Below are 26,907 nucleotides of genomic sequence, written 5' to 3'. Positions count from 1 at the left end.
GCGGGAACGGCCTGTCCGCCTAATGTGTTCGGCTGAGATCGGAAATCAACCGTCAATAAATAAATTCAGCCCAGTAACCCTGCAGCGAGTTAACAAAGGAGGCCCCGTTTCCCCGGAGCTGATTCCGTCGCGCGACTTCTGGCAAAGCCAGGTGAGCGCGAGGGAAACAGCCTAGGGGAAACGGGGCCTCCGGCGGGAAGTTAAACCGCTACTTACGCCTTGTTGACGGAGCCAAACTCCTCCATGAGCTCCTTGGTGCGGGCAACGATGTTGTCGCGACCAGGCTTGAGGAGCTTGCGGGGGTCAAAGCCCTTGCCCTGCTGATCCTTGCCAGCCTCGATGTACTCGCGGACGCCCTTGGCGAAGACGAGCTGCAGGTCGGTGTTGACGTTGATCTTGGAGATGCCCAGGGAGATGGCCTTCTTGATCTGATCCTCGGGGATGCCGGTGCCACCGTGCAGAACGAGGGGCAGGTCACCGGTCTGGGCCTTAATCTCGCCCAGACGCTCGAAGGAAAGACCAGCCCAGTCGGCGGGGTACACGCCGTGGATGTTGCCGATGCCGCAGGCGAGGAAGTCGACACCCAGGTCAGCGATCTGCTTGCACTCAGCAGGATCAGCGAGCTCGCCGCTGGAGGTCACGCCGTCCTCGGTGCCGCCGATGCCGCCGACCTCGGCCTCGATGGACATGCCCTTGGAGTGGGCAAGCTCAACGAGCTCCTTGGTGCGGTCGAGGTTAAGCTGGAAGGTCTCCTCGTGAGAGCCGTCATACATGATGGACGTGAAGCCGGCCTCGATGCACTTGAAGCAGTCCTCGTAAGAACCGTGATCGAGGTGAAGGGCGACGGGAACGGTAACGCCCGTGGCCTCGACGGCAGCCTTGACCATGTCGGCGCAGACCTTGAAACCGCCCATCCACTTAGCGGCACCAGCGGTGCACTGAAGGATCAGCGGAGACTTGGCCTCCTCGGCGGCCTGGAGAATAGCCAGGGTCCACTCGAGGTTGTTGGTGTTGAAGGCACCAAGACCGTACTTGCCGGCCTCGGCCTTCTTGAGCATGTCTGCTGCGTTGACGAGCATAAAAGAAACCTCCTGTAAGGTTGCTCCGATAACGCCTGAGATTTTACCACGGCGCACCCGAGCATAAACGTTCGTTTGTTCACGAATATCGTCCAAACAGACTTTTTTGACCGTTTGCCCTACGAAATCGACCCGTTGGGGAAAAATAGCTTGACGTTTGGACGCTTCTCGTGCTTCAAAAGCCGACTATTAAGCTAAATCTGCATGAAAGGGTTCTGCATGAGCTCGCGTGCCATGGTGGTCGAATCGCCATGACCGGTTAGGCAAACGGTATCGGGCGGGAGAAGCCGGGCGAGCTTGGAGAGCGAGCGCAGAATCGCCGCCTCGTCTCCTCCAGAAAGATCGGTGCGGCCGTGCCCACCCGGAAACAGGGTGTCGCCCACAAAGGCAATGTTCCCCTGCTCGGTGGCAGCAAACAAGACGATCCCGCCCGGCGTATGCCCTGGCGTCTCGATCACCTGCAGGTAGATATCGCCCACCTTGATAGCATCTCCCTCGGCGAGCAGGTGCGTCGGCTCCCCGGGGTCAGGCGTCTCAATGCCCCACATAGCTCGCTGTTCCTCGATGTTCGCATGCGGCACCGCCACATCCTTAGCACACAGCTCATACTGGCAGCCCTCGCCAACGGTGGTTCGCATGCCTGCAACACCACCAACATGATCGGCATGGCCATGAGTGCATACGGCGCCAAACACGCGTACGCCGGGATGCTCGGCTCGAATATGCTCCACCAGGCGTTCGCCTTCCCATGCGGGATCGATAATCACGCACTCATTGTCCGAAATAACAGCATAGCTATTGGTCTGAATGGGACCGTTTACGAGCATCTCGATCTCGACCGATCCCTTGGGAGTTAAATCCAAGGACACAGCACTCATGTCCCTCTCCTCTCTATAGAACTCGAGGCATCAAACGATGCCTCGAGTGTAGCGAATATCGATAATGTGACACGTTCGTCGCGACTAAACGCGGCGCTTAAGCTGGGCTCCACCCTCACCGGGCATCAGGCGGCGCGCGTCGTAGACCGAGTCAACGCTGCTGATGGAGGCCAGCAGCGGATCCAGACCACTCGCGTCCGAGATCTCGACCATAAAGCGCAGGGTTGCAATACCCTCGCGGTTGGTCGACGTGGCGGCAGAAAGGATATTGCCGCCCGCATCGCCAATGGCAATGGTGACATCCTTGAGAAGGCCCATGCGGTCCAGGCACTCGACCACGATCTCGACCTGGAAGAGGGTGTCGGCAGCGCCGTCCCACTCCACTTCGATCATGCGCTCGGGATGCTCCATAAGACCCTTGACGTTGGGACAGTTGGCGCGATGCACCGAAACGCCACGACCGCGCGTGATGAAGCCGACGATGTCGTCGCCCGTCACGGGGTTGCAGCAATGAGCCAGACGGACCAGCAGGCCGCTGTTGCTCTCGCCCTTGACGATAATGCCGTTACTGGCGCTCTTGCCGCGCTTTTGCGGCTTGCGATTGGAGCCGCGAGCAGGCTGCTTCACGACCTCGGCGATAGCCTCGGCCTTGGTGAGCTGTTCCACGGGCTTGGGGTCCAAGATTTGCTCGACCTTATTGCCCACAGCGCGCGGGGCAACCTTGCCGGCGCCGACGGCGGCAAACAGGTCCTCGAGCTGCTTGAAGTTAAACTGCTCCGCCACGGCGTTGAGCGCACGCGTCGAACGCGGCGTAGAAATGCCATAGCCACGCTTACGCAGGTCCTTGGCCAGCATATCGCGACCAGCAGCAGCGTCATCGTCTTTGGTCGCGGCGGCAAAATAGCGGCGGATCTTTGACTTGGCGGAAGGTGTCTTAACGATCTTGAGCCAATCACGCGACGGCTTGGAACTCTTGTTAGTCAGAATCTCGACACGGTCACCCGTCTTAATCTCGTGCGTGAGCGGAGCCACCGCACCGTTGATTTTGGCGCCGACGCAATGGTTTCCCACCTCGGTGTGAACGGCGTAGGCAAAGTCGAGCGGCGTGGAGCCGGCACGAAGCGCCATGACCTCGCCCTTGGGCGTAAAGACAAAAATCTCCTGGTCAAACAGGTCAACCTTCAGCGAGTGCAGGTATTCCTTGGCGTCGGTAATCTCATCAGACGCAGCCCAATCGAGTGAATGCTTGAGCCAGTTAATCTGATCGTCCAGACGCTGCGCGTCGTTGGTCTTGGAGGCAGACGATCCGCCCGACTTCTTATATAGCCAGTGGGCGGCAATGCCGTACTCGGCCTGCTCATGCATCTCGTAGGTTCGAATCTGAATCTCGAGCGGGCGAGCCGTGGGGCCGATGACCGTCGTGTGGAGCGACTGGTAGTTATTGACCTTGGGCATGGCGATATAGTCTTTAAAGCGACCGGGCATGGGGTGCCACAGCGTGTGCACCGCGCCGAGCGTGGAGTAGCAATCGCGCACCGAATGCGTGATGACGCGCAGTGCCACCAGGTCGTAGATCTCGGAGAATTCCTTGCCCTTGCGCTTCATCTTTTGGTAGATGGACCAATAGTGCTTGGAACGGCCGTTGATCTGGAAGTCTTCCAGGCCAATGCGGTTGAGCTCGTCGGTGAGCGTCTTGATGGTCTCGGCCAGATAGCGCTCACGGACCTCGCGCGACTCCGCCACCATGCGTGCGATGCGCTGGTAGGCATCGGGCTCCAGGTAGAAGAAGGACAGGTCCTCGAGCTCCCATTTAATGGAGCTCATGCCCAGGCGGTCGGCCAGGGGCGCGTACACGTCCATAGTCTCGCGAGCCTTAAACAGGCGACGGTCCTCACGCAGGGCGGCAAGGGTGCGCATGTTGTGCAGACGATCGGCAAGCTTAACGATAATGACGCGGATGTCCTTGGACATGGCGAGGAACATCTTGCGCAGCGTGAGCGCCTGCTTCTCGTCCATACTGTCGACTTCGATATTGGTGAGCTTGGTCACGCCGTCGACAAGCTCGGCCACTGTATCGCCAAAAAGGCCGGAGACATCAGCAAGCGAGGTCTCGGTATCCTCGACGGTATCGTGCAGCAGCGCGGCGCACACCACGTCGCAGTCCATCTTGAGGTCGGCCAGAATGATGGCTACCTCGACGGGATGGTTGATGTACATCTCGCCCGAGCGGCGCTTTTGGTTGCAGTGCTTCTCGGCGGCAAAGCAGTAGGCCTGCTCAACCTTAGAAAAGTCGTCCTCATTCATATATTTGAGGCACAGGCGCTCCAGCTTGTCGTAGCTGTCCGCCATAATCTCGGGCGGCAGCTCATCGGCATGCTTATAGTGCTCCATCTCCGAAAACGGCTGGAGGGTGGAATCATGGGCGGTACGGGCTGCGGCATCCATCGAGGTCCCCTTCCCCTAGGCCCGCGGTACGATCGGGCGGTTAACTTTGGCTAGCATATCAGAAGCGCACGAATCGAGCGCCCAGCTCCGGAAAGCCGAAAACTCCATGCGCGAGCGCAAGCCCTCCAAATAGCGAATTGACCTGCTCAATTGCACGCGACCGGGGTTTTCGGCCATCGCGATGCGACGGGAGTCGTCAAACCCCGAAACGCGACAGAAACCAAGCTCTTCGAAGATTCCCAGGCCGCTTTCCACCGAACGCTCGTCGACCGGCGTGCGAGCATCGATGGCAAGGCACATCTGCGCGATGTCGATATCGCTCGCGCAGAATGAATCATCCCCGGTTTTGCCGCGGTTGGAGCGCCACATGGTCTGCAGCGCGCGATAGAGCGTGACGAGTTCGTCGCGCTCGGGCGCATAGCAGTCGAGCAGGCGCTCGTTAATGCGGGCGTCGCGCGACGAATAGAGCAGATGGATCACGGCGGGCTGTCCGTCACGACCGGCACGCCCGCTCATCTGGTTGAACTCAATGGCGCCAAACGGCATGTGGTAGAGCACGACATGGCGGATATCGGGCAGGTTGACGCCCTCGCCAAAGGCGGAGGTCGAAACGATGCAGCTGAGGCTTCCGTCTCGGAATGCTTCCTCCACGCGACGGCGATCGGAACGCGCAAGCCCCGCGTTATAGAACGCGATATGGGTTGCGCAATCGGGCACACGCTTGCGCAACGTCTTGGCGAGCGCCACGGACTGGTCGCGCGAATTGACGTAAATGACGGTCTTCTCCCCCGTCGCCACGATCGACACCAAACGGTTCTCGCGGCTCGCAAGGTCGCGGTCGTCCTCGAGCAGCAGGTTCTCGCGCACCGTCTCGTCGACCACCGTGCGAGTGATCGGCAACATGCGGGCAAGCTCGGCTACGACCGGAGCCGTCGCGGTGGCCGTCGCAGCCATAACGACCGGGTCGCCCAGGGCTTTGAGGATATCGGGCATGTCAAGATAGGCGCTACGGTCGCCGCCCTTGGCAAGGCCGGCGTGGTGCGCCTCATCGATAACGACAAAGCCGATGCGGCCCGAACGCGCGAAACGGTCACGGTGGATAGACAGGAACTCGGGCGTCGTGAGCACGATACCGGTACGGCCCGAAGCTAGACCGGCGAACACGTCATCGCGTGCGGCCTCCACGGTCTCGCCGGTCAGCACGCCAACGCCAATGCCAAGCGCTGCCATCGTCGACGAGAGGTGATAGGCCTGGTCGGCAACGAGCGCGCGCAGCGGATAGACAAAGATGCTCGCACGCCCGCGAAGGACCGCCTCGCGCGCGGCATGCACATGGAAGATGAGCGACTTGCCGCGCCCCGTCCCCATAACGGCCAGAACACTTTGGTGATCGGCCAGGGCATCGAGCGCCTCGACCTGCGCGCGGTGCGGCTGGTTCGAGCCGATAAAGCTATGGATAAGCGAGCGCGTGAGCTCGGTATAGGAAAGCTGGGCGAGCGTCTCGCGTTTACGCGACTCCAGGCGCAGGCCAGAATCCGCCGGTTGCACGCCGCGGCGAAGTTCACATGCCGGATCGTCGACGCTGGGCAGCGTGGTATCGCGGACCAGAACATCCTTGATCATGAGCTTGGGCTTCACACGCCCCTGCCAATGCTCGGCAACGGCCTCGAACACCAAGTCGACAGCGCTATCGCAGTTGATGAGCTTATCGATTTGCGGCACGCGGAACATAATGGCCGGCACACTCGCGGCGCCATCGGTCGCCACAAAGCGCATGTGCTCGCCGGTTTTGCCCACCACGGCGCGGTCGCACATCGTCACGCCCTCGGCAGCCAGCAGCGGCACCTTGTTGCCCTGGCCAAACGGCTCAAGACGGGAGATCTGCTCGATGGTCTCGATATTCAGCTCGGAAAGGTCGACGGTGGCGGCGACCTCGTCGGTGTCTTCAAAGTCCTCGGCGGGAAGCTCGGACAGCACGGCGGAAAGGCGGCGGCGGAACTCGTCGAGCTTGGATGCCTCGATGGTCACACCCACCGCACCGGCATGTCCGCCGCGACGAATCAGCAGGTCGGAACAGCGCTCGACGGCGTCAAACAGGTTAACTTTGCCCACCGAGCGACCAGAACCGCGCGCGATACCGTCCTCGATCGAGAACAGCAGCGCCGGCACGTGATAGCGGTTGGTCAGACGGCTTGCCACGATGCCCTTGACGCCCTCGTGCCAGCCTTCGCCGCCCACAACGATCGCGCGTCCGCCGTCATAGGTCTTCTCGACCTTTGCCATGGCATCGCGCGTGAGCTCCGCCTCGATCTCACGGCGCTGGCGGTTGATTTCCTCGAGCTCAGCCGCCAGCGCACTTGCTTCGATGGGATCGCGGGCAAGCAGCAGGTCGAGCGCCAGCTTGGGATCGGCCATGCGACCGGCAGCGTTTAAGCGGGGAATGAGCGAGAACGATAGGCCATCCGCCGTAATGCTCGAAAGGTCCGCCTTGGCGAGCGCGGCAAGCGCGATATAGCCGGGGCGAGCGGTTACGCGCATCTGCTGGATGCCCTCGGCAACCAGCGCACGGTTCTCGGGCGTGAGCGGCATCATGTCGGACACGGTGCCCAGCGCCGCGACCTCGATTAGCGAACGCCAATACGACGGCTTGCCCAGGCGCTCACCCAGGACTTGCACCAGCTTGAGCGCCACACCAGCACCGGCAAGTTCACGCGAGGGCCCCTCATCCTCGAGCTTGGGGTCGGTCAGGGGCACACCCTGCGGCACCTGGTCGGAGGGCTCGTGATGGTCCGTGACCACCAGATCGATTCCCAGGCTCTCCAAATAGGAAACCTCTTCCTTGGCGGCAATGCCGTTATCGACGGTCACGATCAACTGGGGGCGAGCGAGCTCGTTAACGCGGTCGAGCGCCGCGCGCGAGAGACCGTAGCCCTCGTCAAAGCGATGCGGAATAAACGGCGTGACATCGGCGCCAAACGTGCGCAGTGCCTCGGTTAACAGGCAGGTCGACGTAATACCGTCAACGTCAAAATCGCCAAAGACCGCGATGTGCTCGTGGTTGCGAATAGCACGCTCGACGCGGTCGGCAACGACCGACATGCCCGGGATAATGAGTGGGTCAGCCCAGTCGCGATCGAGCGAAGGCGTCAAAAACAATTGGCCCTCTTTGATGGAGCCGATGCCGTGCGCGACCATAATGCGCGCTACCAGTCCGGGAATGCCCAGACCAGCCGAAAGCTCCTTTTCGAGCCCGGGGTTTTGCTGAGCGACCGCCCAGCGATGCGTCGTCTTAAGCGATGACATAGGCGCCCACCCCCGATAGGGGCAGGTCGCCGCGATACCTCTCACGGTTCATAGCGATGAGTCCTCTGTGTATGCCCGCTTCGGCAGGCAGATCTGTTGAACGGATTTATTATACCGTGCAGCGCGGACGCAAAACGCCGCGGTGCGCCGCGGTTTCGGCAAACGATGGCGGTAATGCCCTCGAAATAATCGAGTGTTTCAGCCGCACGGACGCATACGAGCGTCTAGCATATCCATACAAACGAGTTCGCGGATAAAGGGAGTCACGGGACATATGAAGCAATGGGTTGGACTGGGCAAGTTTCTCGCGGGGCACATGCAGGTCATCGTTCCGATTTGCGTGGCGCTCGGCGTGCTCTTTCCCCAGCAGATCGGCTTACTCAAGCCCATCGTTCCCACCTTGTTTGCCTTTATGACGTTCCAAGGTGCGCTCAGCAACACCTTTCACCAGGTAGCCGAGGTGTTCCGCCGTCCGTTGCACCTAGTCTTGGCGCTGCTCGTCTCGGCGGTGCTTATTCCCATCGCGGCGTATGCCATGGGGTCACTCTTCTTTGGCTCCAACCCCAACCTTGTCTGCGGCATCGTGCTCGAGTACAGCGTGCCCGTGGCCGTCACCGCTTTTATGTGGATCAGCATGTTCGGCGGCAACGGCCCGCTCGCACTCACCATCATCCTGACGTCCTCGGTTATCTCCCCTGTGACGATTCCGCTCACGCTTAAGCTCCTGTTGGGTGCCACCGTCTCGATCGATGTGCCGAGCATGATGCAAGACATGGCCTTTATGATCGCCATCCCCGCCGTGCTCGGCATCGTGATCAACGAGCTCACGCGTGGATGGGGACACGAGAAGCTCTCCCCCGCGCTCTCGCCCGCCTGCAAATTCATGATGATGGGCGTTATCGCCTCCAACTCCACCGCCATGAGCGAGTACGTGCTGCACATGAACGCGGTGCGCCTGGAAGTCGCCCTCTTTATTTTGACCTTCGCCATCAGCGGCTTTGTCGTCGGTTTTCTGGTCGCCCATGCGCTGCATCTGCCATATAGCGAGACGACCACCATGTGCTTTACCTGCGGCATGCGTAACATCTCTTCGGGCGCCGTCATCGCCACGCAGTACTTTCCGGGCGAAGTCGTGTTTCCCGTCATGTGCGGAACGCTGTTTCAGCAGGTACTCGCCTCGCTTATCGGGCATCTCTTTGAGCGTCTGACCGGCGAGGAGCGCGCCGCCCAGCGCAAGCGCGTCGAAGCCGGCCGCGACGCCATGGCACGCTAGACTGTCCGCATTACGCGGGTGTTAGTCTTGCTATACGAGCGTTTCCAGATGCGCACGCAGGCGCTCAGCATCGATATCGAGCGTTGTCTCAGCATTGACCTGGGCCAAATGATAGCCAACAAAGTAGGGCGAAACCACCCAACGCGGCAGCGCCTTGGCAATGGTCCGACCGCCCAGGTGATAGAAGAACAGGTTATACGACTCTGCGCGACCACCGTGGTGCTCGTTCAGGATATAGCGCAGAGCTACCTGGATTGCATCGGCGAAGAGATCCGCCTCGGCTTGATCTCTCGTGTCATCGCTGGCGGCGATTCCCTGCGGGGCTGAAACGTTGATCTCAAAGAACCCCATGATGGGTTCGGTTGAGATGTTGGCCGAGATCCTCCCCTGTTGCCAGACATTGATGCCTTCGAAATTGGCGGAAGCCAGCGAAGCATAGCCGTCTTCCTGCTCCAAACCCACAATCTGCATGTGCGGATGAACGAGGCTACCGCCCGAGAGCGGACCCTTGTTCTTGTACATGAGCACGCTTCGATACTGCTGTGAATCGATCATCTGCTGCCAGCAACCCAGGGCAAACCGCATCACATGGTGGAGTTCATCCGGCTCATAGGTCACCAGGTCGGCATCGTGATCGGCCGACTCGATCAGCACGGTTTGACGGGTGGCGCGCAGGGTCTTGAACTTATTCTCGAGCCAAATGCAATCGCCATCACGGCGAATGATGTCGGTGAGCCCTTCTGTATCGCAAAAGGGGCACGCGGTGCCGGGACGACGGTTGTCGTCGGGCTTACCGTTCGCCTGCTGAACGTCAAATACCAGCGTCACGGGTTATACCTCCAGCGGCACAATCTTGGTGCCATGGAGCTCGGAGACGCCCAGTGCCGCCGCCACGGTATCGCGGTTGACCGTGGAAATGCCGCCGCCGGGAAGGATGGTCAAGCGGTCGCCCGCATACTCGATCAAGCGGGCCAGGTTTTCGAAGTTGTCCTCGATCGGCGTACCGGCAGCGCCACCATGCGTCAGGATGCGTGTGATGCCGCAGTCGGCGAGTATGTCAATCGCGTCGAGCTGAGCCTCGGGCGAGAGCTGATCAAACGCCATGTGGAAGGTGATGTCGATGGGCTCACGCTTGCATTCCTCGGTCGCGCAGCCCGCGGCCATCACGAGAGCGCCCAACGTAAGCTCGTCGAGCGCCCATCCGCCAGCGCAGGGCTTGCAGCTGCCAAAGACCAAGCCGTCAACGCCGGCGCTTACGGCAAGGCCCAGGTCCATCTCCATCATGCGCAGCTCGTCTTGGTTGTAATGAAAGTCACCGCCACGCGGGCGAATCATGCACATCACCCGCGCATCGTGCTCGTGTGCATAGTTGGTCGTAGCGCTGATAACGCCGGCCGAAGGCGTGGTGCCACCAACGGCAAGGTTGTCGCACAGTTCAATACGCCTTGCACCGGCATCGATAGCCGCCGGCACCCGCTCAAAGTTCTCGGCACAAAACTCGTACAGCATAGATAGACCCCCAAAGACAGCAGATGTTTTCCGACGGGCATTGTCACACATCCCCATGAAGTTGCGGTGGAATAGGGACTCATTTGGCCTCTGGAGCCCGTATTCAGTCCCTATTTCACCGCAACTTAAAAGGGGCGCTGACTGGGTTAGTCAGCGCCCCTTTTTTGAATGGATTAACCACCCAGATATGCCTTGCGGACGTTGTCGTCGTGCAGGAGTTCTTGGCCGGTGCCGGTCATGGTGATCTTGCCGGTCTCGAGCACGTAGCCGCGTGTGGCGATGGAAAGAGCCATCTGTGCGTTTTGCTCGACCAGAAGCACCGTGGTGCCGGCCTTATGCAAATCCTCGACAATCTGAAAGATCTGCTCAATCAGAATCGGCGCCAGGCCCATGGAAGGTTCGTCGAGCATGAGCAGCTTGGGGTTGCTCATAAGGGCGCGGCCCATAACGAGCATCTGCTGCTCGCCGCCCGAAAGGGTGCCGGCGACCTGGCGACGACGTTCCTTCAGGCGCGGGAACTGCTCGTAGACGCGCTCAAGACCCGGGGCTACCGTGGACTTGGGCTGTGTATAGGCACCCATCTCCAGGTTCTCCTCGACCGTCATCTGCAAAAAGGCGCGACGACCCTCGGGAACCTGAGCCAGGCCCTTACCAACCAGCTTATCAGCGGGCGTATGGGTAATGTCCTCGCCCATAAACTTGATGGAGCCGGTCTTGGAGCGCAGCAGGCCCGAGACGGTCTTGAGCGTTGTGGACTTGCCAGCGCCGTTCGCGCCGATCAGAGCCACGATCTCGCCCTCGTTAACGTTAAAGGAGATGTCCTTGATGGCGTGGATGGCGCCGTACCAGACGTTGATGTTGTAGACGGAAAGCATCGGCTCTGCCATTTAGTTCTCCCCCTTATCCTGCTTGCCCAGATATGCCTCGATAACGGCATCGTTGTTCTGGATCTCCTCGGCCGTACCCTTGGCGATAACCTTGCCAAAGTTAAGCACGCAGATGCCCTCGCAGATGTTCATAACGAGCGACATATCATGCTCGATAAGCATGATGGCGATGCCGAAGGTGTCGCGGATCTTGACGATGTTCTCCATGAGCTCCGCGGTCTCGGACGGGTTCATGCCGGCGGCAGGCTCGTCGAGCAACAGCAGCTTGGGGTTGGTGGCAAGCGCGCGGACGATCTCCAGACGACGCTGAGCGCCGTAAGGCAGCGAGCCGGCCTGTTCATTTGCCAGGTGCTCCATGTCAAAAATGGACAGCAGCTCCATGGCGCGCTCGTGGGCGGCCTTCTCGTGCTTCCAATACGTCGGCAGGCGCAGCACGCCCTCAAAGCCGGAGTAGCGCTCCTGATTGTGCAGACCGACCTTGACGTTATCCTCCACCGTCATGGTATTGAACAGGCGAATGTTCTGGAAGGTACGGGCAATACCCATGCGGTTGACCTGATAGACCGACTTGCCCGAGGTGTCCTCACCATCGAGCAGGATGGTGCCATGCGTGGGCTGGTACACCTTGGTGAGCAGGTTGAAGACCGTGGTCTTACCGGCACCGTTGGGACCGATCAGACCGGCGATCTCGGTCTTACCGATGGTCAGGCTAAAGTCGTCGACTGCCTTAAGGCCGCCAAATTCAATGCCCAAGTGGATGCACTCGAGCGCCGGGCGCTGGCCCAGGTCGCGGTCGGGAACGATGGCGCCAGAAGGATACGGGACCATCTTGCCCTTGTTGAACTCAAACTTACTGGGCATCGGCTGCCACCTCCTTCTTGGAAGCAAAGCGGTCCTTAATGCGTGCGAAGAACGACTTGAGCTGCGGGTTGTTGGTAAAGATCATGACCAGAATCAGCACGATGGCGTAGATGAGCATGCGGTAGTCCGAGAACTGACGGAGCAGCTCGGGAAGCACCGTGAGCAACGCCGCCGCGATGACGGAGCCGCGCATATTGCCCAGACCGCCCAGGACCACGAACACCAGGATGAGGATGGACGTGTTGAAGTCGAACTTAGTGGCGGAGAGCTGCGAGAAGTTACCGCCGAAGAGGGCTCCGGCAGCACCGGCGAGAGCGGCGGAAACCACGAAGGCGATCATGCGGTACTGGGTGACGGAGATACCCACGGACTCGGCAGCGATCTTGTTGTCGCGCACGGCCATAATGGCACGGCCGGTACGGCTGCGGACCAGGTTGAGTACAATCACGAGCGCGACCATGACCAGGATGGCGCCGGCAAGGAAGGTCGAATAGGTCGACACACCCGAAGCGCCCTGGGCGCCCTTGATGATGGCGGTGCCGTCCTCGAGCAGGTGCAGGTCGTCGATCGTGGAGTTACCTGTGATGTTAAAGATCACATGCAGGCCGCGGGAGTCGACGCCCACGATAAGGCAGGTGACGATCTCTTTGATGATCTCGCCAAAAGCCAGGGTCACGATGGCCAGATAGTCGCCGCTCAGGCGCAGGACCGGGATACCAATCAAGAAGCCCAAGATGGCAGCGGCGATAGCGCCGACCACAATGCTGATGATAAGGCGCACCGGATCGGAGGGAACGGCGCTCTCCAGCGCGACAGCGGTAACGATGCCCGTATAGGCGCCGACGCTCATAAAGCCCGCGTGGCCCAGCGACAAGTCGCCCGCGATGCCGACGACGAGGTTAAGGGAGATGGCCATGACGATATAGGCCGTGATGGGAACCAGCTGACCGGCGATCATGCGCGGAATCATGTGGTTAGACTGCATAAAGAACACGATGGCGAACGCCACAAGGCACATGGCGTACGTAACAAAGTCGTGACGCGTCTGCTTGTCTTTAAGAAACTTCATAACGCTCACCTACACCTTCTCGGGGACGTACTTGCCCAAGAGGCCGGCAGGCTTGACGAGCAGGACGATGATCAGAACACCAAAGACGATGGAGTTGGCAAGGCTCGTGGAAATGTAAGCCTGTGCCATCGCCTCGATGATGCCGATAAGAATGCCACCGACAAAGGCGCCGGGGATGGAGCCGATGCCACCGAAGACGGCGGCGTCGAAGGCTTTGATGCCAGGCATGGCGCCCGTCGTGGGCTGCAGCACCGGCGAGTAGGAGCACAACAGCACGCCGGCGATGGCGGCAAGGGCAGAGCCGATGGCGAACGTCATCGAGATGGTACGGTTGACGTTGATGCCCATGAGCTGAGCGGCGGCCTTGTCCTCGGACACGGCGCGCATGGCTTTGCCCATCTTGGTCTTACCTGTAAAGAACATCAGGCCGGCCATGATAACCAGGCAGGCGACGATGGTGACGAGTGAGACGGCGCTTACGTTGAACTTGGCCAAGAACTCCGGCACCTGGAAGGTGACGAGCGAAGTGAAGTTCTTGGGCGTGGCGCCCCACAGAAGCTGCGCGGCGTTCTGCAGGAAGTAAGACACGCCGATAGCCGTGATTAGAACGGCCAGCGGACCCGCCTGACGCAGCGGCTTATAGGCCAGACCCTCAATGAGAACACCGAGAACCGTGCAGGCCACACAAGAGAGAACTACAGATGCCCAGCCCGGGAGGCCGAGATACGACGTGGCGCAGAACGAGACATAGGCACCGACCATGATGACGTCGCCGTGAGCGAAGTTCAGCATCTTGGCGATACCGTAGACCATGGTGTAGCCCAACGCGATGATGGCGTAGACGCTGCCCATGGACAGGCCGTTGACCAGGTATTGGATAAAGACCGTCATGTTCCACATCCCCCTTTCGAATAGGTTTCCAGTTAATGTATGAAACAGGGACGTTACATCGTCCCTAGATACCAAGCAAGCAGGGAAGGCCAAAACCTCCCCTGCTTGGGATCAAAACCGCTCTATGTAAGGCGGCCAATTAGGCCTGTACGTACTTGCCGTCGGTAATGACGTACGCCGTCGGGTCCTTCTGGACCTGGCCCTTGTCGTTCCAGGAGAGCTTGCCAGTCAGACCGTCAACGGTAATGTTGCGCATAGCCTCGGGAAGCTTCTCGGCAACCTCGGTCGGGTCGGCGTCGGCACCCAGGCCGGCTTCCTTGAGGGCCTCGACCACCGCATGCACGCCGTCGTAGGCGTCGGCGGCAAACTGGTCCGGAGTCTCGCCATACTTATCCTTGTAGGCGTTGACGAAGTCGGCATTCTTCTCGTCATCGGCGGAGAATGGGGTCATGAGCAGCAGACCCTCGGCCAGAGAGGTGTCGAAACCTTCCACGCCCAGGATACCGTCCATACCGTCGCAGCCCATCATCTTGACGTCGTAGCCCATGTCCTTGGCGTTCTTGAGCAGGACGGATGCGGGCGTGTAGTAGATCGGTGCAAAAATCATGGTGGCGCCGGCCTGCTTTGCCTTGGTCAGCTGGTTGGTAAAACTCGTAGCAGAGTCGTCCTTGAAGGTCTCCTCGTCGACAATCTCAAGCTTAGACTTAGCGGCCTGGGCCTTAAAAGAATCTGCGATGCCCGAAGAATAGGCGTCGCCGGAGTTATAGAACAGCACGAACTTCTCGTTCGCATACTTCTGCGCCAGGAACTTGGCAGCGTTGACACCCTGGTTGGGGTCGGTGAAGCAAACCTGGAAGACGCAATCCTTGCCCTTGGTAACGTCCTCGGAGGACGCGGACGGGGTGATCATGAACGTCTCGGGGTCGTTACCACACTCTGCGGCAACGGCAACCGACGCACCCGTGGTGGTCGGGCCGACGAGGGCCTGCATGCCCCAGTCGAGCAGGGTGTTGAAGGCGTTGACGGCCTTCTCGCCGTCAGCCTGGTCGTCCTCGGCCTTGCTGACAAGCGGCAGCTCCTTGGTCGAGAAATCCTTGCAGCCAAGCTCGACAGCCTGGGTAACGGACTTGCCGTAGGACGCGTTGGCGCCGGTCAGCGGGCCGATGGTGCCGATCTTAAACGAAGCGTCGCCCGAAGCGGAACCACTGTCGCCGCCGTTGGAGGAGCAGCCAGCTAGAATGGACATCGCCCCCAGACCTGCTGCGCTCGCGATAACGCTCCTGCGATTCATAACAGGGTTCAATGACTTACCGGTGAGGCTCGACATGCGGCTCTCCTCTCAAATCTCGTCGGGTTTCGGTTACCCGACAGGCCATCCTTCGCCGTGTTCGGCGTTCGCAAAATAGTAGACGCTTTAGTTAAGGAAAGTGGCGATTATTTCAACTTTTCTTTGGATTTGTTCATTTATCCATAATTCTGCGTATTTCTATTTCTTTATGCAGTATTGCCACTTTATTATGTAAAAGTAATGTTTCCATTCTGTTACAGGCGTCCCTGCCCTGAATAAAACAGCCTCACCGGTCGTGCTTTATGCGCACTTAGGCGGCGATGTACTTGCCGTCCTGAATCACATAGGCCGTAGCGGGCTTCTCGACTTGGCCTTCGTCGTTCCACGTGAGCTCGCCCGTCAGGCCCTCGACCTTGATCTTGCGCATGGCCTTGGCAAGGTCGCCGGCAATGTCGGCACCGTCGGCCGTAAGGTCGATGCCCGCTTTATCGATAGCCTCGACGATTGCGTGGACGCAATCGTAGGCGTCGGCGGCAAACTGGTTAGGCGTCTCGTCGTAGGCATCCTTATAGGCCTTGACGAAGTCGGCATTCTTCTCGTCGTCAGCCGAAAACGGGGTCATGAGCAGTACCCCCTCGGCAAGAGAGGTATCGAAGCCCTCGACAGAGAGCAGGCCGTCCATGCCGTCGGTACCCATGAGCGTCATATCGTAGCCCATGTCCTTGGCGTTCTTGAGCAGGACGGACGCCGGCGTGTAGTAGATCGGCGCAAAGATGAGCGTGGCGCCGGCCTCCTTGGCCTTGGTGAGCTGGTTGGTAAAGCTCGTGGAGGAGTCGTCCTTAAAGGTCTCGGTATCGACGATATCGAGCTTGGACGCCTTGGCCTGCTCGGCAAAAGCGTCGGCAACGCCCGAGCTATACGTATCGCCGGAGTTGTAGAACAGGGCGATCTTGGCATCCGCGTACTTCTCGGCCAAGAACTTCGCGGCGCTGGCGCCCATGGTGGGATCGGTGAAGCAAACCTGAAAGACCGTGGTCTTGTCCTTGGTGACGTCGAGCGACGAGGCCGAAGGCGTGACCATGAGCATATCGCCGGCGATCTCGCCCGAGACGGCGACGGCGGCACCAGTCGTGACGGGGCCGACGAGAGCCTGCATGCCCCAGTCGCACAGGGTATTGAAGGCGTTGATGGCCTTTTCGCCGTCGGCGACGTCGTCCTCGGACTTAAGCGAGAATTTGAGGTCCTTGGTCGAGAAATCCTTGGCGGCGAGCTTGGCACCCTTCTCGGCCGAAACGCCATAGGTTGCCGCGGCGCCGGTCAGAGGGCCGATGACACCGATCTTGAAGGTCTTGCCGTCATCGGCGGAGCCGCCGTCCGAGCCACCCGACGAGCAACCAGCGAGTGCGGCGGTGCTGCCGAGTGCCACGGCGCCGGCGAGAAAGTTCCTACGGCTGAGCGTGCTGTTGATGTTGAGCATGGTGTCCCCCTTTTCGCTGGCCGCGATGCGGCCGTCTTGCGGTACAGGGCAAACCTTATGGTGCAAACGTTGACAGTTTGTTACGGAGTTCCGTTTGTAGCGAGCATGTTTCCAATGTTTCCGCAGCGTTTCGGGGGTGCCGTTTTGTGCGACTCCTGTTGCCTGGCGAGCACGCGCCCTCGGTTCACGCTAGAATGCATTCAACCTTTAAGCGGTTAATCCATCCATAAGATGCACGAAGGAGCTATCTATGAGCGAACCCCTGCGCACCGTGAACGTCGGCCTCATCGGTCTGGGAACCGTCGGCGGCGGCGTGGCCCGTCTAATCAAGAGCCACCACGATGAGTACCTGGCAGCCTACGGCATCGACCTTAAGCTGACCCGCGCCTGCGCGCTTGCCTGGGAGCAGGCCGAAGCCGCCGGTATTGAGCGCGAGGCCTTTACGAGCGACTGGCACGACGTCGTCACCGACCCCGCCGTCGACATCGTCGTCGAGCTCATCGGCGGCGAGCATCCCGCAACCGAGATCTTCACCACTGCCTTTGAGCACGGCAAGCACGTCGTCTCTGCCAACAAGGCCCTGCTGGGCCGTCACGTCGAGACGCTTGCCGAGAAGGCGCGCGCGTGCGGCGTGCAGATTAAGTGCGAGGCCAGCTGCGGCGGCGGTATCCCCATCGTGAGCACGCTTGAGCACGACCTGGTGGGCAACAAGATCCTGACCATCGCCGGCATCCTTAACGGCACCACCAACTATATCCTGTCGCGCATGGACGCCGAGGGCGCCGATTACGCCGACGTCCTTGCCGACGCGCAGGCCAAGGGCTATGCCGAGGCCGATCCATCCGCCGACGTCGACGGCTTCGACGCCGCCAGCAAGACGGCGATCCTCGCCTCCATCGGCTTTGGCACCCGCGTGACCACCGACGATGTGTACCAGCAGGGTATCCGCACCATCGGTGCCGAGGACATCGCCCAGGCCCGCGAGCTCGGCTACACCATTAAGCTGCTGGGCATCGCCCGCAACACCGATGCCGGCGTCGACGTCCGCGTGCACCCCACGCTAATCCCTGCCGACCACATGCTCGCCAAGGTCAACGGCGCCATGAACGCCGTCTACGTGGTGGGCGACGCTGTGGGCGAGACCATGTTCTACGGTGCCGGCGCAGGCTCCTTCCCCACCGCGAGCGCCGTCGTGGGCGATATCCTGTCGCTGTCCGAGCAGATCAGCCGCGGCGTGGCGCCGCTGCCCGAGATCGAGCCCTACGGCCACAACCTCGCCTTTAAGCCCATGGACGAGCTTCAGACCAAGTACTATGTGCGCCTGAAGGTTGCCGACCGCGTTGGCGCTCTGTCCGAGACGGTCGACATCTTTGCCAAGCACAACATCTCGATCTCGCTCATCAATCAGGTCGAGGATGGCAAGTCGGGCGTCACCGACACCTGCTCGGTCATCTTCCTGACGCACCGCGCGCTCGAGAAGGACGTTCAGGCTGCCGCCGTCGAGCTTGCAGGCGTCGACTGCGTGGCCGAGGTCGCCAACGTCCTGCGCATCGAGGACGTCGAGGCCTGGACCGAAGGCGTCATGGCCAACTAACCCAACGCTCGCCTAGCAATACGCGCCTTGAGGGCTCCCGTCCGATGTGGGACGGGAGCCCTTTTGTCACCCGCCCTAAGCACAACGGCAGAGCATATTTGCGCGAGCCGCTCATCGGTAACGCGGGCTACCGTTCACCGATATGCAAACGCGACCGATTCCGGCTACCGCTACGCTGTGCTGCGAATGTCCGCCCGCGATGAGAGGAAGCACCATGTTGCTCGAGGGCAAGAAAGCAATCATCACCGGAGGCACGCGCGGTATCGGCTATGCCATCGCCTGCCGTTTTATCGAGGAAGGCGCTGCCGTCACTGTCTTTGGCTCGCGCCAGGAGACTGCCGACGCGGCCGTTGAGAAGCTGGCAGCCGCCTATCCCGACGCCAAGGTCTGGGGCCGCTCCTGCGACATCACCTCGCTCGAAGCCGTGACCGAGGCCTTTACCCAGGCTGCCGCCGACATGGGCGGCTTGGACACAGTCGTCAACAATGCCGGCATCTCCCAGCGCTCGCCGCTCCTTAACTATACGGCCGAGGAGTTCGCAAAGGTCATGGACCTCAACGTCGTCGCCGTCTTTAACGGTCACCAAGCTGCCGCCAAGATCATGACCGAGGCCGGCCACGGCGGCACCATCACTACCACAAGCTCGATGGTCGCCAAGTACGGCCAGCCCTCCGGCGTCGGTTACCCCACGTCCAAGTTTGCCGTCAACGGCATGGTCCAGTCGCTCTCGCGCGAGCTCGCCCCCATGGGCATTCGCGTCAACGCTGTCGCGCCCGGCGTGACCAAGACCGATATGGTCGCCAACCTGCCCGAAGAGGTCATCAAGCCCATCATCGCCACCATTCCGCTCGGCCGCATGGGCGAGCCCGAGGACGTCGCCAACGCCTTCGTCTACCTGGCGAGCGACATGTCCTCCTACGTCACGGGCGCCGTACTCCCCGTCGACGGAGCCGCCCGCTCCTAAGGGTCACAGGCTTTTGCCCCAGCCTTCTACAGAGCCCTACGCAAAAGGCGCGCTGTCTGCATCGATTGCAGGCAGCGCGCCTTCCTTTATTTAGACGGAACCCGTATCCCGGTATTCCTTGCTACTTGCCGTCGTCGTCCTCGGCTTCTTCTCTAGCGTAGAGCTCCAGCATGCGGCGGCGGTATTCGTGCACGGCGAGCTTGGCGCGCTCCAGGCGACGGCGCTCGCGCGGGGTGAGCTTGGACGGGTCGATCTCGTCGCCATAGGTCTTCTCGGCCAGCAAATGGGCGGCGTCGACGATACGGGCATCGATGCGCTCGCTTGCCGCCTCGGCCGAAAGGCGATCGGCAATGGTATCGATCGTAGGCACGCCGTCGAGTGCGCGGCCGTGACCGTGCGAGGTCAACAACTCGTGCTCACGCGCGAGCAAGCTCGCCAGATCGTGATGGGCGCGCAGAATATCGAGCGCGTCGGATGGATGCTCGGCAACCTCCGCCACGGCGGCAACCGGCGCGGCGTCGATCACGCGGTAGAAGAGTTGGGCGAGCAGCGGCATCAAAAACACCGTGATGGCACCGGCGGCAACCATGACCGAGGCAATGTCTTGCGAAAGCGCCCCCGCGTTGACGGCCACACTCGTTACGGCAACGATGATCGGAAGCGCCGTGGTGCAGTACAGGGCCACGGTAATGCGGCCATACGCCGAGACATCGCGCGTCTCGGGACAGATGCTCATAGAGACAAGAATGGGCACGGCGCGGATGATGAGCAGCGCCACGATAAAGCCCACGAGCAGCCCGGGGCGCGATGACACAGCCGTCAGGTCGATCTTTGCGCCCGACACGGTAAAGAACACGGGAATCAAAAAGCCGTAGGCCAGACCATCGAGCTTGGTCTCGAGCGTGTGATTGCCCTCGGGGATGATATAGCGCAGGACAAAGCCGGCGGCAAAGGAGCCCAGCACGATGTCGAGATCGAAGATGGCCGAGAACGCCACGAGCGTGACCAGGATGAGAACCGTCAAGCGCACGAAGGTCTGCGATGTGGTATCGGCGCGCTCCTCGACAAACGCAAAGAAACGGCTGCCGACGCGCTTGGAGCGGCTCGGGACCACGGCAAGCAACACGCAAACCACCGCAAACAAGCCAAAGGTTTGCGTTATTTATGGTCTAATTCTTGCAAACCATTTAGAAACACTTACAGAATTCACGCACGAAGAATTGATTGTCTGTAAAGCTTTGGAAAACGCTACGGATTATGATCTGAAGAATTTCAAAGAAATAATGGAGAACTATCTTAAGCCAACATCAAATGGAAGAAGAATTGTATTTCCAAAAGACTTTGCAGATATTGCTGCTTTCACCACCACATGCGATTGGTGTGTATATAATAGAATCTTTGTTTCTCGCACAGCAGAGTGGGGTGAAATGGAAGAAGGCATTTTGGATATGAGCACGTACTATTACGAGGCAAATCCTGCATCTGTTCTTCTGGATAATATAAATGCTGCAAGACAAACTTGGAATTATGGTTAATTATTCCCGCTGATTACTTAGAAGGGAGGTGCGCTATGCTAAATGATTTTTCGTGGAACATGACCGGATACATACCGAAGCACCAAGTTAATCCACACGGTGACGGCATCATCCCCTATGTGGCAGAGCGCATCTTCCAACTGGAACCGGAACCGCCAGCGGTGGACAGTCTGAATGAATATATCCTGTCTGCTTTGCGGGAAAAGAATTTGCTATATTTTTCGTTCTTTCTGCACCACTACGAAACGCAGCTCAACAAGCGCATCAAAGGCTTTCTCAGTGTGGACGGCGGCAATCTGTACGACACAGACCGATTTATCGATATAAAGATCTCCTGCCGGGAGCAAATGCTCCAAAAGCTGATGGACTATGATCCTGCCAAGGGTGCGGAGTATGCTACATACATCTATCCGTTCATCTGGGATTCTATGCTCCGTTTCCGCATGGGCGAAGAAAAATGGTCGGTATCCTCTCTGACCAATTACAAAATGGTGCGATCAATGGCGTGGCTGTACCATAACACCAAAGATGCGGTCAACCAGTTTTCCAAGAAGTATAACTGCGACCTTGCTCTTGCGGAAGAATATCTGAAAGTTGTCCGTGGAATCCGCAACCAACAGCCGTTCTATATAACGGACGAGGACGGCGAGGAAACAGGCGAGGATATAGCCCTTGACGATAGCTGGAACTATACCGACATCCTCTGGAACGGCATACAAGCAGAAAAGGTACAGCGGGCATTTGAGAAGCTGAATTACCGGGAACAGACCTTGCTCGAAAAACGGTTAGCAATCTGTATGACCTGCGGGCGAGTTGGCTCATGGAAGAACCGCCCCACTTTTGAAGAATTGGCGATTATGTTTGAGGGCAGCACAGCCAGCGGTGCAGAGCGAGCCTACCGGAAAGCGGTGGACAAACTGACAGAACTGCTGGTTGCCGAAGGTGCGCTCCATGCTGTCCGGCTGAAACAGAAAACCAAAACCAAGCGCAAAAAGAAAATCGCCGCCGCAATCTACGAATATCAAGCAGACTGCGACGGCGAATGGGGCGAAATTTCAGTTGATTTTGAGAACGGCACAGCAGAGATTATCCGACTTGCTGATTGGGATACAATTAAAACGAACTGGTTTGCCAAGGAGGCGATCCGGTATATTTTATCATTGTCGCCTGATGCTCTTACAAAATATATGCTCGTCCCCCTTGAGCCGCCACTTATATCTTGAATCCTTACAACCACTGTAAGTGGTATTTGCTGTGTTCCCATGCTATCATTTTATTACAAATGATAGGAGGTATTCACATGAAACCCATTTTGAATATTGAAAATTTAACAAAAATCTATGGCAATGTGCCAAGTCAAACAAAGGCACTGAATGGGATCACCTTCCAGGTGATGCCGGGAGAGTTTCTCGGCATTATGGGAAGCAGCGGTTCCGGTAAATCCACACTGCTCAATTGTATTGCGACTGTGATTCAACCCACAGGTGGAAGCATTCAGGTGGAAGGCGATACTCTGCAATCCCTCAAGGGAAAGGCTCTTGCAGAGTACCGTGGCAAAAAAGTTGGTTATCTATTCCAGAACTTTGAATTGCTGGACAACCTGACTGGCAGGGAAAACATCCTGCTCCCGACTTCCTTGCATGGGGTATCCGAAGCAGAAAGCAGCCAGCGGCTGAAGCAGTTGGCTGACTATCTGGAAATCACTGATGTTCTGGATAAGTTTCCGTCCAAGATGTCCGGCGGCCAGCGTCAGCGTGTTGCGGCAGCAAGGGCTCTGATCTTACATCCCCAAATGATCCTTGCCGATGAACCGACGGGTGCGCTGGATTCTAAGAACGCAAGAAGTCTTATGGAGAAGCTGTCCGGCCTGAATCGTGACGAACAAGCTACGATCCTGATGGTAACCCATGATTCCAATGCCGCCAGCTTTTGCAAGCGCATTCTGTTCATCCAGGACGGCGTGATCTTTCATGAGCTTCGGCGTGGAGACGAAAGCCAGCAGGAGTTCTACGGGCGCATCCTGAAGGTGATGGCGCAACTGGGAGGGGGCAGCGCAAATGTTCTCTAATCTCATTCTTCGGAACAGCCACCGCAGCCGAAAGGAAAACGGTCTGTTTTTCAGCTCCCTGGTGATTTCTATTGTTGCCTTTTACATGATTCTTTCCATCTCCACTCAAGATGTGATGCTCTTTTTGCAGAAAATGGAGAGTGACGCAGTTGACAAACTCCTGCTTCTGATTCCTGCGTTTTATGGGATGACCCTCGGTATTCTGTTCTTTTTGATCTATTTTGCCTGCAAGTATCAGTTCGAGCGCAGACGGCATGAGTTTGGTGTTTATCTAATGTTGGGGATGCGTAGAAGTAAACTGTTTGGTATGCTTCTGGCGGAAGATTTCCTGACCAGTATTCTTGCCATGCTCATAGGCTTACCTGTGGCTGTGGTGCTTTCAGAAATTGTCAGTCTTGTCACCGCCAAGCTGGTAGGCATGGGGATCATCGGTCATCAGTTTTCTTTATCCTGGTCTGCAATTGAATGGACGCTGGCAGGATTTCTGGCAATTAAGCTGACGGCACTTCTGATTTTGAGTGGACGAATCAGCCGCCAGGAGATCGGTACTTTGCTATCCCAGCCAACGAACCGCCCCAAAAAGCAAATGCCATCTGTTATCTATGGACTGGCTGCTATATGCGGAAGTGTGATGTTGGCAGTGGCTTACTACATGGCGATTCAGGGAATTGCATGGACAAAGGTAAGTATGATGGGACTGACTTTGCTGTTGGGCATAGTTGGTACGATGCTGCTTTTCTATGGGATGCGTGCGCTGATTGCTTTGATTGTTAAGAAAGGAAAAGGAAATAAGCAGCTTCATGTATTTACCTTCCGGCAGATTCAGGAGAATGTTATTCATCAGTCAACCTCCATGGCCATCAGCTCCCTGCTGATTCTGGCGGCGCTGTGTTGTTTTGGTGCGGGCGTAGGAATTGCAGGAACGAATAGCCTGTCTTCTGGCCATGTAATCGACTATACTTTTGAAGATCATACTGCAGAAGATTCATCGCAGGTTCTTCCGAATATAAAGGCAGCCCTGAAAGAAAACGGTTTGGAAAATCAATTTTCAGAGCTTTTTGAAATGAGGGTTGGGCGTATTCGCACCACAGAAGATTATGATAATGCCTACAGCATGGACGCTGTTATGGACTCTCTTCGGAGCCTGCCCCAGTCGGAAGACCGGGATGTCCTTCTGAACAATCTTGGTTATGCCACATACCCATATTTGATTTGTTTATCGGACTATAATCGTTTGTTGGAATTGTCCGGCAAACCGGCTCTCCAATTAGGCGAAAAGGAGGCCGCTGTCTATATTGATACAGAGTTTACTACAGCAAGTCGTACCGCAATGCTGAACCAAGTATTGGCCGGACAGCCCAAGGTGGAACTGGATGGTAGTCCGATTCATCTTACAGGAGAGGTTCAGTCTGTGAATTTGGTCACGGACCGTTCTATAACCTTGTCCTTTGCATTGATTCTTCCGGATGAAGCATTCCTATATTATAGCCAGGGAATGTATGATACCTATGTCAATGCGGTGCTCAGTGAGCAGGCTCTGGATGGAAATAGCCTTATGACTGCATATTTGGATTTGAACGAGAAGCTGGACGAAACTGGCATTGAATATGAAAGCTATCTTCAGAATATAGGTCGTCAGCTTTTCTACACCATAGCATCCAGTTATATTACCCTCTATCTTGCGATTGTTTTCCTGGTAGTTGCCAACACCATCGTGGGTGTTCAGTTCCTGATGAGTCAGCAGAAAACCGGGCGCAGATACCAGACCCTGATCCGCCTGGGAGCTACTTACGAAACCCTTTGCCAGTCTGCTGGAAAGCAAATTACCTGGTTTATGGGACTTCCTGTATTGGTTGCGGCTGTCAGCAGTCTGTTTGGAGTCAGGGCGTTGTTTACAGGGATACTCTCGTCCCGAACCCGTGGGACAGTGTCTGAAATGCTGCTTGTATCTGCTGCTATGATTTTACTACTTTGCGTGATAGAATATATTTATATGAGAGTGGTCAAGCGCTCCAGTGATCGGTATTTGTTGACACTGATGCAGCCGCAGAGAGAAGAATAATTTGGAAGGAGGTGCTGTCATGAAAAGAATTGCTGTTGTGGAAGATGAAGTCTATATGCGGGAAGAACTCTGCGATATGCTCCAAAAGGACGGCTATCTTGTGGAGGCAATTACCGAGTTTGAAGATGCCGCTCGGCTCTTGGCAGCCCTCCGCCCTGACCTTGTGATCTTAGACCTGAACTTGCCGGAGATCAGTGGCTTTCAAATCTGCCAGGAGCTAAAGAATAAAACTGCTATCCCCGTCCTGGTGCTGACTTCCAGAGATCAGGTAAAGGATGAACTGCAAGCGTTCCAGTTGGGTGCCGATGAATATTTGACGAAGCCGTGCAGAAAAGATCGACTTCTTGCCAGGGTATCCAATATTCTCAAAAGGTATGAAGGCCGTACCAATCTCATAGAGGGACCAGATTTCCTGTTAGACCAGCAGACCTACACGCTTTATATTCATAATACCTCTGTGGTGCTTCCAAAAAATCAGGGAAAACTGTTGGTCGCTCTTTTGTCCGGCGGCGATGCTCTGGTCACGACGGAGCAGCTTTGCATGGCACTATGGGGAACCACGGAATACATAGATGAAAATGCCTTGCAGGTTAACCTAACCCGGCTGAAAAAAACGATGTCCGCCCTTGAAATGAAGCAGCGAATCGTTGCAGTTCGAGGAATGGGCTACCGTTTGGAAGCGGAGGTGTCTCTATGAAGCAGCTTTGGCACATGATAGAACGGTACTACCCCTGGCTTCTGTTGCTGCTGGGCGTGGATTGCTTTTGCGCTGTCATTCTTTGGATTTCTGACATTCAGGTATTTCAACCCTTGATCGGGTTAGTAGTTCTGACGAGCATCCTTTTGTTTTCAGCGATTCTGTTTGTACTAAACAAGAGGGAGAACACCCACATGGAACTGTTCCGAGATTTCCTCAGTGATCCTACCATCTGCAATGAAGAACGGCTGCTCAGTGCCATTAGTCAGAAAGAAGGAGAATCTGTCCGATTTTTGGCTTCGGTTTTACGGGAATACAAAAACGAGAGTAACAATATGGCGGATGCCCTACGGGACTATGAAGAATACGTGGAGGGCTGGGCACATGAAGCGAAAACGCCCCTATCGTTGCTGACCATGCTCTTGGATAACCGGAACGATGAAATCTCTCCTTCCCTGCAAGCAAAGCTGGATTATGTCCGCAGTCAGCTTCAGGAGGATGTCACGCAGATGCTGTACTATGCCCGGTTGAAGAGCAGTACAAAGGATTACCGATTTGAGGATGTCAATTTGAATGACTGCTTGGGTGAAGTTCTGGAGGACTATGCCCCACTTCTTGAAGAGAAGCATTTTGTCATTCTCAACAAACTGCAATCTGAAACAGTCTATACAGACCGTAGAGGACTTCAGTTTATGTTGGGACAAATCGTTAGCAATGCCATCAAATATAGCAGCGATAGTCCCATGCTTACAATTTCCGTGATACATTCGGAGACTGCAGATATCCTTTCTGTTGAAGATAACGGCATTGGCGTAAAAAAATATAATCTGCCGTACATTTTTCAAAAGGGCTTTACCGGGGATTCTACTGACAGCAGAAAGAAGGCTACCGGTATGGGACTTTACCTGGTTAAGAAGATGGCCGACGATCTAAATCTTCATCTGGAAGCAGCTTCCCAGTGGGGAAAGAGCTTCAAGATTGTCATCTTCTTTCCTAAATTGAGATCCAACGGAGGGAAATAATATAA

The 26,907-nt window shown here is 57.4% G+C and carries 22 protein-coding genes; 9 read left to right on the top strand and 13 right to left on the bottom strand.

The window, feature by feature from the left end; all coding sequences use genetic code 11:
• Window positions 1–212: 212 nt before the first annotated feature.
• From fba to recJ, 4 genes are all read right to left on the bottom strand, one after another.
• Window positions 213–1,079, bottom strand: coding sequence for a class II fructose-1,6-bisphosphate aldolase (gene fba, locus DXC52_RS04295; RefSeq protein ID WP_035137086.1), 867 nt, complete (start codon window positions 1,077–1,079; stop codon window positions 213–215).
• 194 nt (window positions 1,080–1,273) lie between these two features.
• Window positions 1,274–1,957, bottom strand: coding sequence for an MBL fold metallo-hydrolase (locus tag DXC52_RS04290; protein WP_117746275.1), 684 nt, complete (start codon window positions 1,955–1,957; stop codon window positions 1,274–1,276).
• Window positions 1,958–2,041: 84 nt separating this feature from the next.
• Window positions 2,042–4,402 (bottom strand): bifunctional (p)ppGpp synthetase/guanosine-3',5'-bis(diphosphate) 3'-pyrophosphohydrolase, encoded by a 2,361-nt coding sequence (locus tag DXC52_RS04285; protein ID WP_117746274.1) that lies wholly within the window; start codon window positions 4,400–4,402, stop codon window positions 2,042–2,044.
• Window positions 4,403–4,417: 15 nt separating this feature from the next.
• Window positions 4,418–7,705, bottom strand: coding sequence for a single-stranded-DNA-specific exonuclease RecJ (gene recJ, locus DXC52_RS04280; protein ID WP_117746273.1), 3,288 nt, complete (start codon window positions 7,703–7,705; stop codon window positions 4,418–4,420).
• A 274-nt stretch (window positions 7,706–7,979) separates the two neighbouring features.
• On the opposite strand from recJ, the gene DXC52_RS04275 reads away from it, so the two are divergent.
• On the top strand, window positions 7,980–8,978 hold the full coding sequence (locus tag DXC52_RS04275) for a bile acid:sodium symporter family protein (RefSeq protein WP_117746272.1): 999 nt from the start codon (window positions 7,980–7,982) through the stop codon (window positions 8,976–8,978).
• A 30-nt stretch (window positions 8,979–9,008) separates the two neighbouring features.
• Here the strand turns inward: DXC52_RS04275 and DXC52_RS04270 are convergent, their stop codons facing one another.
• The 8 genes from DXC52_RS04270 to DXC52_RS04235 form a co-directional block, all read right to left on the bottom strand.
• Window positions 9,009–9,806, bottom strand: coding sequence for a DUF4931 domain-containing protein (locus tag DXC52_RS04270; RefSeq protein ID WP_117746271.1), 798 nt, complete (start codon window positions 9,804–9,806; stop codon window positions 9,009–9,011).
• A gap of 3 nt (window positions 9,807–9,809) precedes the next feature.
• Window positions 9,810–10,487, bottom strand: coding sequence for a copper homeostasis protein CutC (locus tag DXC52_RS04265; RefSeq protein ID WP_117746270.1), 678 nt, complete (start codon window positions 10,485–10,487; stop codon window positions 9,810–9,812).
• Window positions 10,488–10,660: 173 nt separating this feature from the next.
• Window positions 10,661–11,362: an ABC transporter ATP-binding protein gene (locus DXC52_RS04260; protein ID WP_035137222.1), complete on the bottom strand. Its 702-nt coding sequence runs from the start codon at window positions 11,360–11,362 to the stop codon at window positions 10,661–10,663.
• A gap of 12 nt (window positions 11,363–11,374) precedes the next feature.
• On the bottom strand, window positions 11,375–12,235 hold the full coding sequence (locus DXC52_RS04255) for an ABC transporter ATP-binding protein (RefSeq protein ID WP_089573307.1): 861 nt from the start codon (window positions 12,233–12,235) through the stop codon (window positions 11,375–11,377).
• Window positions 12,225–13,304, bottom strand: coding sequence for a branched-chain amino acid ABC transporter permease (locus DXC52_RS04250; RefSeq protein WP_117746269.1), 1,080 nt, complete (start codon window positions 13,302–13,304; stop codon window positions 12,225–12,227). Before DXC52_RS04250 ends, DXC52_RS04255 begins: the two co-directional genes overlap by 11 nt.
• 9 nt (window positions 13,305–13,313) lie before the next feature.
• Window positions 13,314–14,195: a branched-chain amino acid ABC transporter permease gene (locus tag DXC52_RS04245; RefSeq protein WP_022095035.1), complete on the bottom strand. Its 882-nt coding sequence runs from the start codon at window positions 14,193–14,195 to the stop codon at window positions 13,314–13,316.
• A 139-nt stretch (window positions 14,196–14,334) separates the two neighbouring features.
• On the bottom strand, window positions 14,335–15,522 hold the full coding sequence (locus tag DXC52_RS04240) for an ABC transporter substrate-binding protein (protein ID WP_117746268.1): 1,188 nt from the start codon (window positions 15,520–15,522) through the stop codon (window positions 14,335–14,337).
• A 271-nt stretch (window positions 15,523–15,793) separates the two neighbouring features.
• Window positions 15,794–16,960, bottom strand: coding sequence for an ABC transporter substrate-binding protein (locus DXC52_RS04235; protein WP_117746267.1), 1,167 nt, complete (start codon window positions 16,958–16,960; stop codon window positions 15,794–15,796).
• A gap of 250 nt (window positions 16,961–17,210) precedes the next feature.
• Here DXC52_RS04235 and DXC52_RS04230 point away from each other — a divergent pair, with 250 nt between their 5' ends.
• Together DXC52_RS04230 and DXC52_RS04225 are read left to right on the top strand one after the other, a co-directional pair.
• The gene (locus DXC52_RS04230; RefSeq protein ID WP_117746266.1) at window positions 17,211–18,554 is read left to right on the top strand and encodes a homoserine dehydrogenase; all 1,344 of its coding nucleotides are present in this window, start codon (window positions 17,211–17,213) and stop codon (window positions 18,552–18,554) included.
• 214 nt (window positions 18,555–18,768) lie between these two features.
• A complete protein-coding gene (locus DXC52_RS04225) occupies window positions 18,769–19,518 on the top strand; it encodes an SDR family NAD(P)-dependent oxidoreductase (protein ID WP_117746265.1) in 750 nt (249 codons plus the stop codon).
• A 121-nt stretch (window positions 19,519–19,639) separates the two neighbouring features.
• On the opposite strand, the gene DXC52_RS04220 is transcribed toward DXC52_RS04225, so the two are convergent.
• The gene (locus DXC52_RS04220; protein WP_255413394.1) at window positions 19,640–20,662 is read right to left on the bottom strand and encodes a cation:proton antiporter; all 1,023 of its coding nucleotides are present in this window, start codon (window positions 20,660–20,662) and stop codon (window positions 19,640–19,642) included.
• 139 nt (window positions 20,663–20,801) lie between these two features.
• On the opposite strand from DXC52_RS04220, the gene DXC52_RS10090 reads away from it, so the two are divergent.
• From DXC52_RS10090 to DXC52_RS04190, 6 genes are all read left to right on the top strand, one after another.
• Window positions 20,802–21,053, top strand: coding sequence for a hypothetical protein (locus DXC52_RS10090; RefSeq protein ID WP_199409450.1), 252 nt, complete (start codon window positions 20,802–20,804; stop codon window positions 21,051–21,053).
• A gap of 35 nt (window positions 21,054–21,088) precedes the next feature.
• Window positions 21,089–22,276: a hypothetical protein gene (locus DXC52_RS04210; protein ID WP_033121506.1), complete on the top strand. Its 1,188-nt coding sequence runs from the start codon at window positions 21,089–21,091 to the stop codon at window positions 22,274–22,276.
• A 77-nt stretch (window positions 22,277–22,353) separates the two neighbouring features.
• On the top strand, window positions 22,354–23,121 hold the full coding sequence (locus DXC52_RS04205; protein ID WP_033121505.1) for an ABC transporter ATP-binding protein: 768 nt from the start codon (window positions 22,354–22,356) through the stop codon (window positions 23,119–23,121).
• On the top strand, window positions 23,111–25,183 hold the full coding sequence (locus tag DXC52_RS04200; RefSeq protein WP_117746264.1) for an ABC transporter permease: 2,073 nt from the start codon (window positions 23,111–23,113) through the stop codon (window positions 25,181–25,183). Before DXC52_RS04205 ends, DXC52_RS04200 begins: the two co-directional genes overlap by 11 nt.
• Window positions 25,184–25,202: 19 nt before the next feature.
• On the top strand, window positions 25,203–25,880 hold the full coding sequence (locus DXC52_RS04195) for a response regulator transcription factor (protein WP_055228678.1): 678 nt from the start codon (window positions 25,203–25,205) through the stop codon (window positions 25,878–25,880).
• Window positions 25,877–26,902, top strand: coding sequence for a HAMP domain-containing sensor histidine kinase (locus DXC52_RS04190; protein ID WP_117746263.1), 1,026 nt, complete (start codon window positions 25,877–25,879; stop codon window positions 26,900–26,902). Before DXC52_RS04195 ends, DXC52_RS04190 begins: the two co-directional genes overlap by 4 nt.
• Window positions 26,903–26,907: the final 5 nt, after the last annotated feature.

The organism is Collinsella sp. TF05-9AC (assembly GCF_003438495.1).
GTDB lineage: Bacteria > Actinomycetota > Coriobacteriia > Coriobacteriales > Coriobacteriaceae > Collinsella.
The sequence above is the reverse complement of the archived record's forward strand: the minus strand, read 5'-3'. Positions and strand labels throughout refer to the sequence as shown.

Bases quoted from the DNA above. Each gene is read 5' to 3' on its own strand.
- fba (WP_035137086.1), bottom strand. From the start codon at position 1,079: ATGCTCGTCAACGCAGCAGACATGCTCAAGAAGGCCGAGGCCGGCAAG.
- DXC52_RS04290 (WP_117746275.1), bottom strand. From the start codon at position 1,957: ATGAGTGCTGTGTCCTTGGATTTAACTCCCAAGGGATCGGTCGAGATC.
- DXC52_RS04285 (WP_117746274.1), bottom strand. From the start codon at position 4,402: ATGGATGCCGCAGCCCGTACCGCCCATGATTCCACCCTCCAGCCGTTT.
- recJ (WP_117746273.1), bottom strand. From the start codon at position 7,705: ATGTCATCGCTTAAGACGACGCATCGCTGGGCGGTCGCTCAGCAAAAC.
- DXC52_RS04275 (WP_117746272.1), top strand. From the start codon at position 7,980: ATGAAGCAATGGGTTGGACTGGGCAAGTTTCTCGCGGGGCACATGCAG.
- DXC52_RS04265 (WP_117746270.1), bottom strand. From the start codon at position 10,487: ATGCTGTACGAGTTTTGTGCCGAGAACTTTGAGCGGGTGCCGGCGGCT.
- DXC52_RS04260 (WP_035137222.1), bottom strand. From the start codon at position 11,362: ATGCTTTCCGTCTACAACATCAACGTCTGGTACGGCGCCATCCACGCC.
- DXC52_RS04255 (WP_089573307.1), bottom strand. From the start codon at position 12,235: ATGCCCAGTAAGTTTGAGTTCAACAAGGGCAAGATGGTCCCGTATCCT.
- DXC52_RS04250 (WP_117746269.1), bottom strand. From the start codon at position 13,304: ATGAAGTTTCTTAAAGACAAGCAGACGCGTCACGACTTTGTTACGTAC.
- DXC52_RS04245 (WP_022095035.1), bottom strand. From the start codon at position 14,195: ATGACGGTCTTTATCCAATACCTGGTCAACGGCCTGTCCATGGGCAGC.
- DXC52_RS04240 (WP_117746268.1), bottom strand. From the start codon at position 15,522: ATGTCGAGCCTCACCGGTAAGTCATTGAACCCTGTTATGAATCGCAGG.
- DXC52_RS04235 (WP_117746267.1), bottom strand. From the start codon at position 16,960: ATGCTCAACATCAACAGCACGCTCAGCCGTAGGAACTTTCTCGCCGGC.
- DXC52_RS04230 (WP_117746266.1), top strand. From the start codon at position 17,211: ATGAGCGAACCCCTGCGCACCGTGAACGTCGGCCTCATCGGTCTGGGA.
- DXC52_RS04225 (WP_117746265.1), top strand. From the start codon at position 18,769: ATGTTGCTCGAGGGCAAGAAAGCAATCATCACCGGAGGCACGCGCGGT.
- DXC52_RS10090 (WP_199409450.1), top strand. From the start codon at position 20,802: ATGGAGAACTATCTTAAGCCAACATCAAATGGAAGAAGAATTGTATTT.
- DXC52_RS04210 (WP_033121506.1), top strand. From the start codon at position 21,089: ATGCTAAATGATTTTTCGTGGAACATGACCGGATACATACCGAAGCAC.
- DXC52_RS04205 (WP_033121505.1), top strand. From the start codon at position 22,354: ATGAAACCCATTTTGAATATTGAAAATTTAACAAAAATCTATGGCAAT.
- DXC52_RS04200 (WP_117746264.1), top strand. From the start codon at position 23,111: ATGTTCTCTAATCTCATTCTTCGGAACAGCCACCGCAGCCGAAAGGAA.
- DXC52_RS04195 (WP_055228678.1), top strand. From the start codon at position 25,203: ATGAAAAGAATTGCTGTTGTGGAAGATGAAGTCTATATGCGGGAAGAA.
- DXC52_RS04190 (WP_117746263.1), top strand. From the start codon at position 25,877: ATGAAGCAGCTTTGGCACATGATAGAACGGTACTACCCCTGGCTTCTG.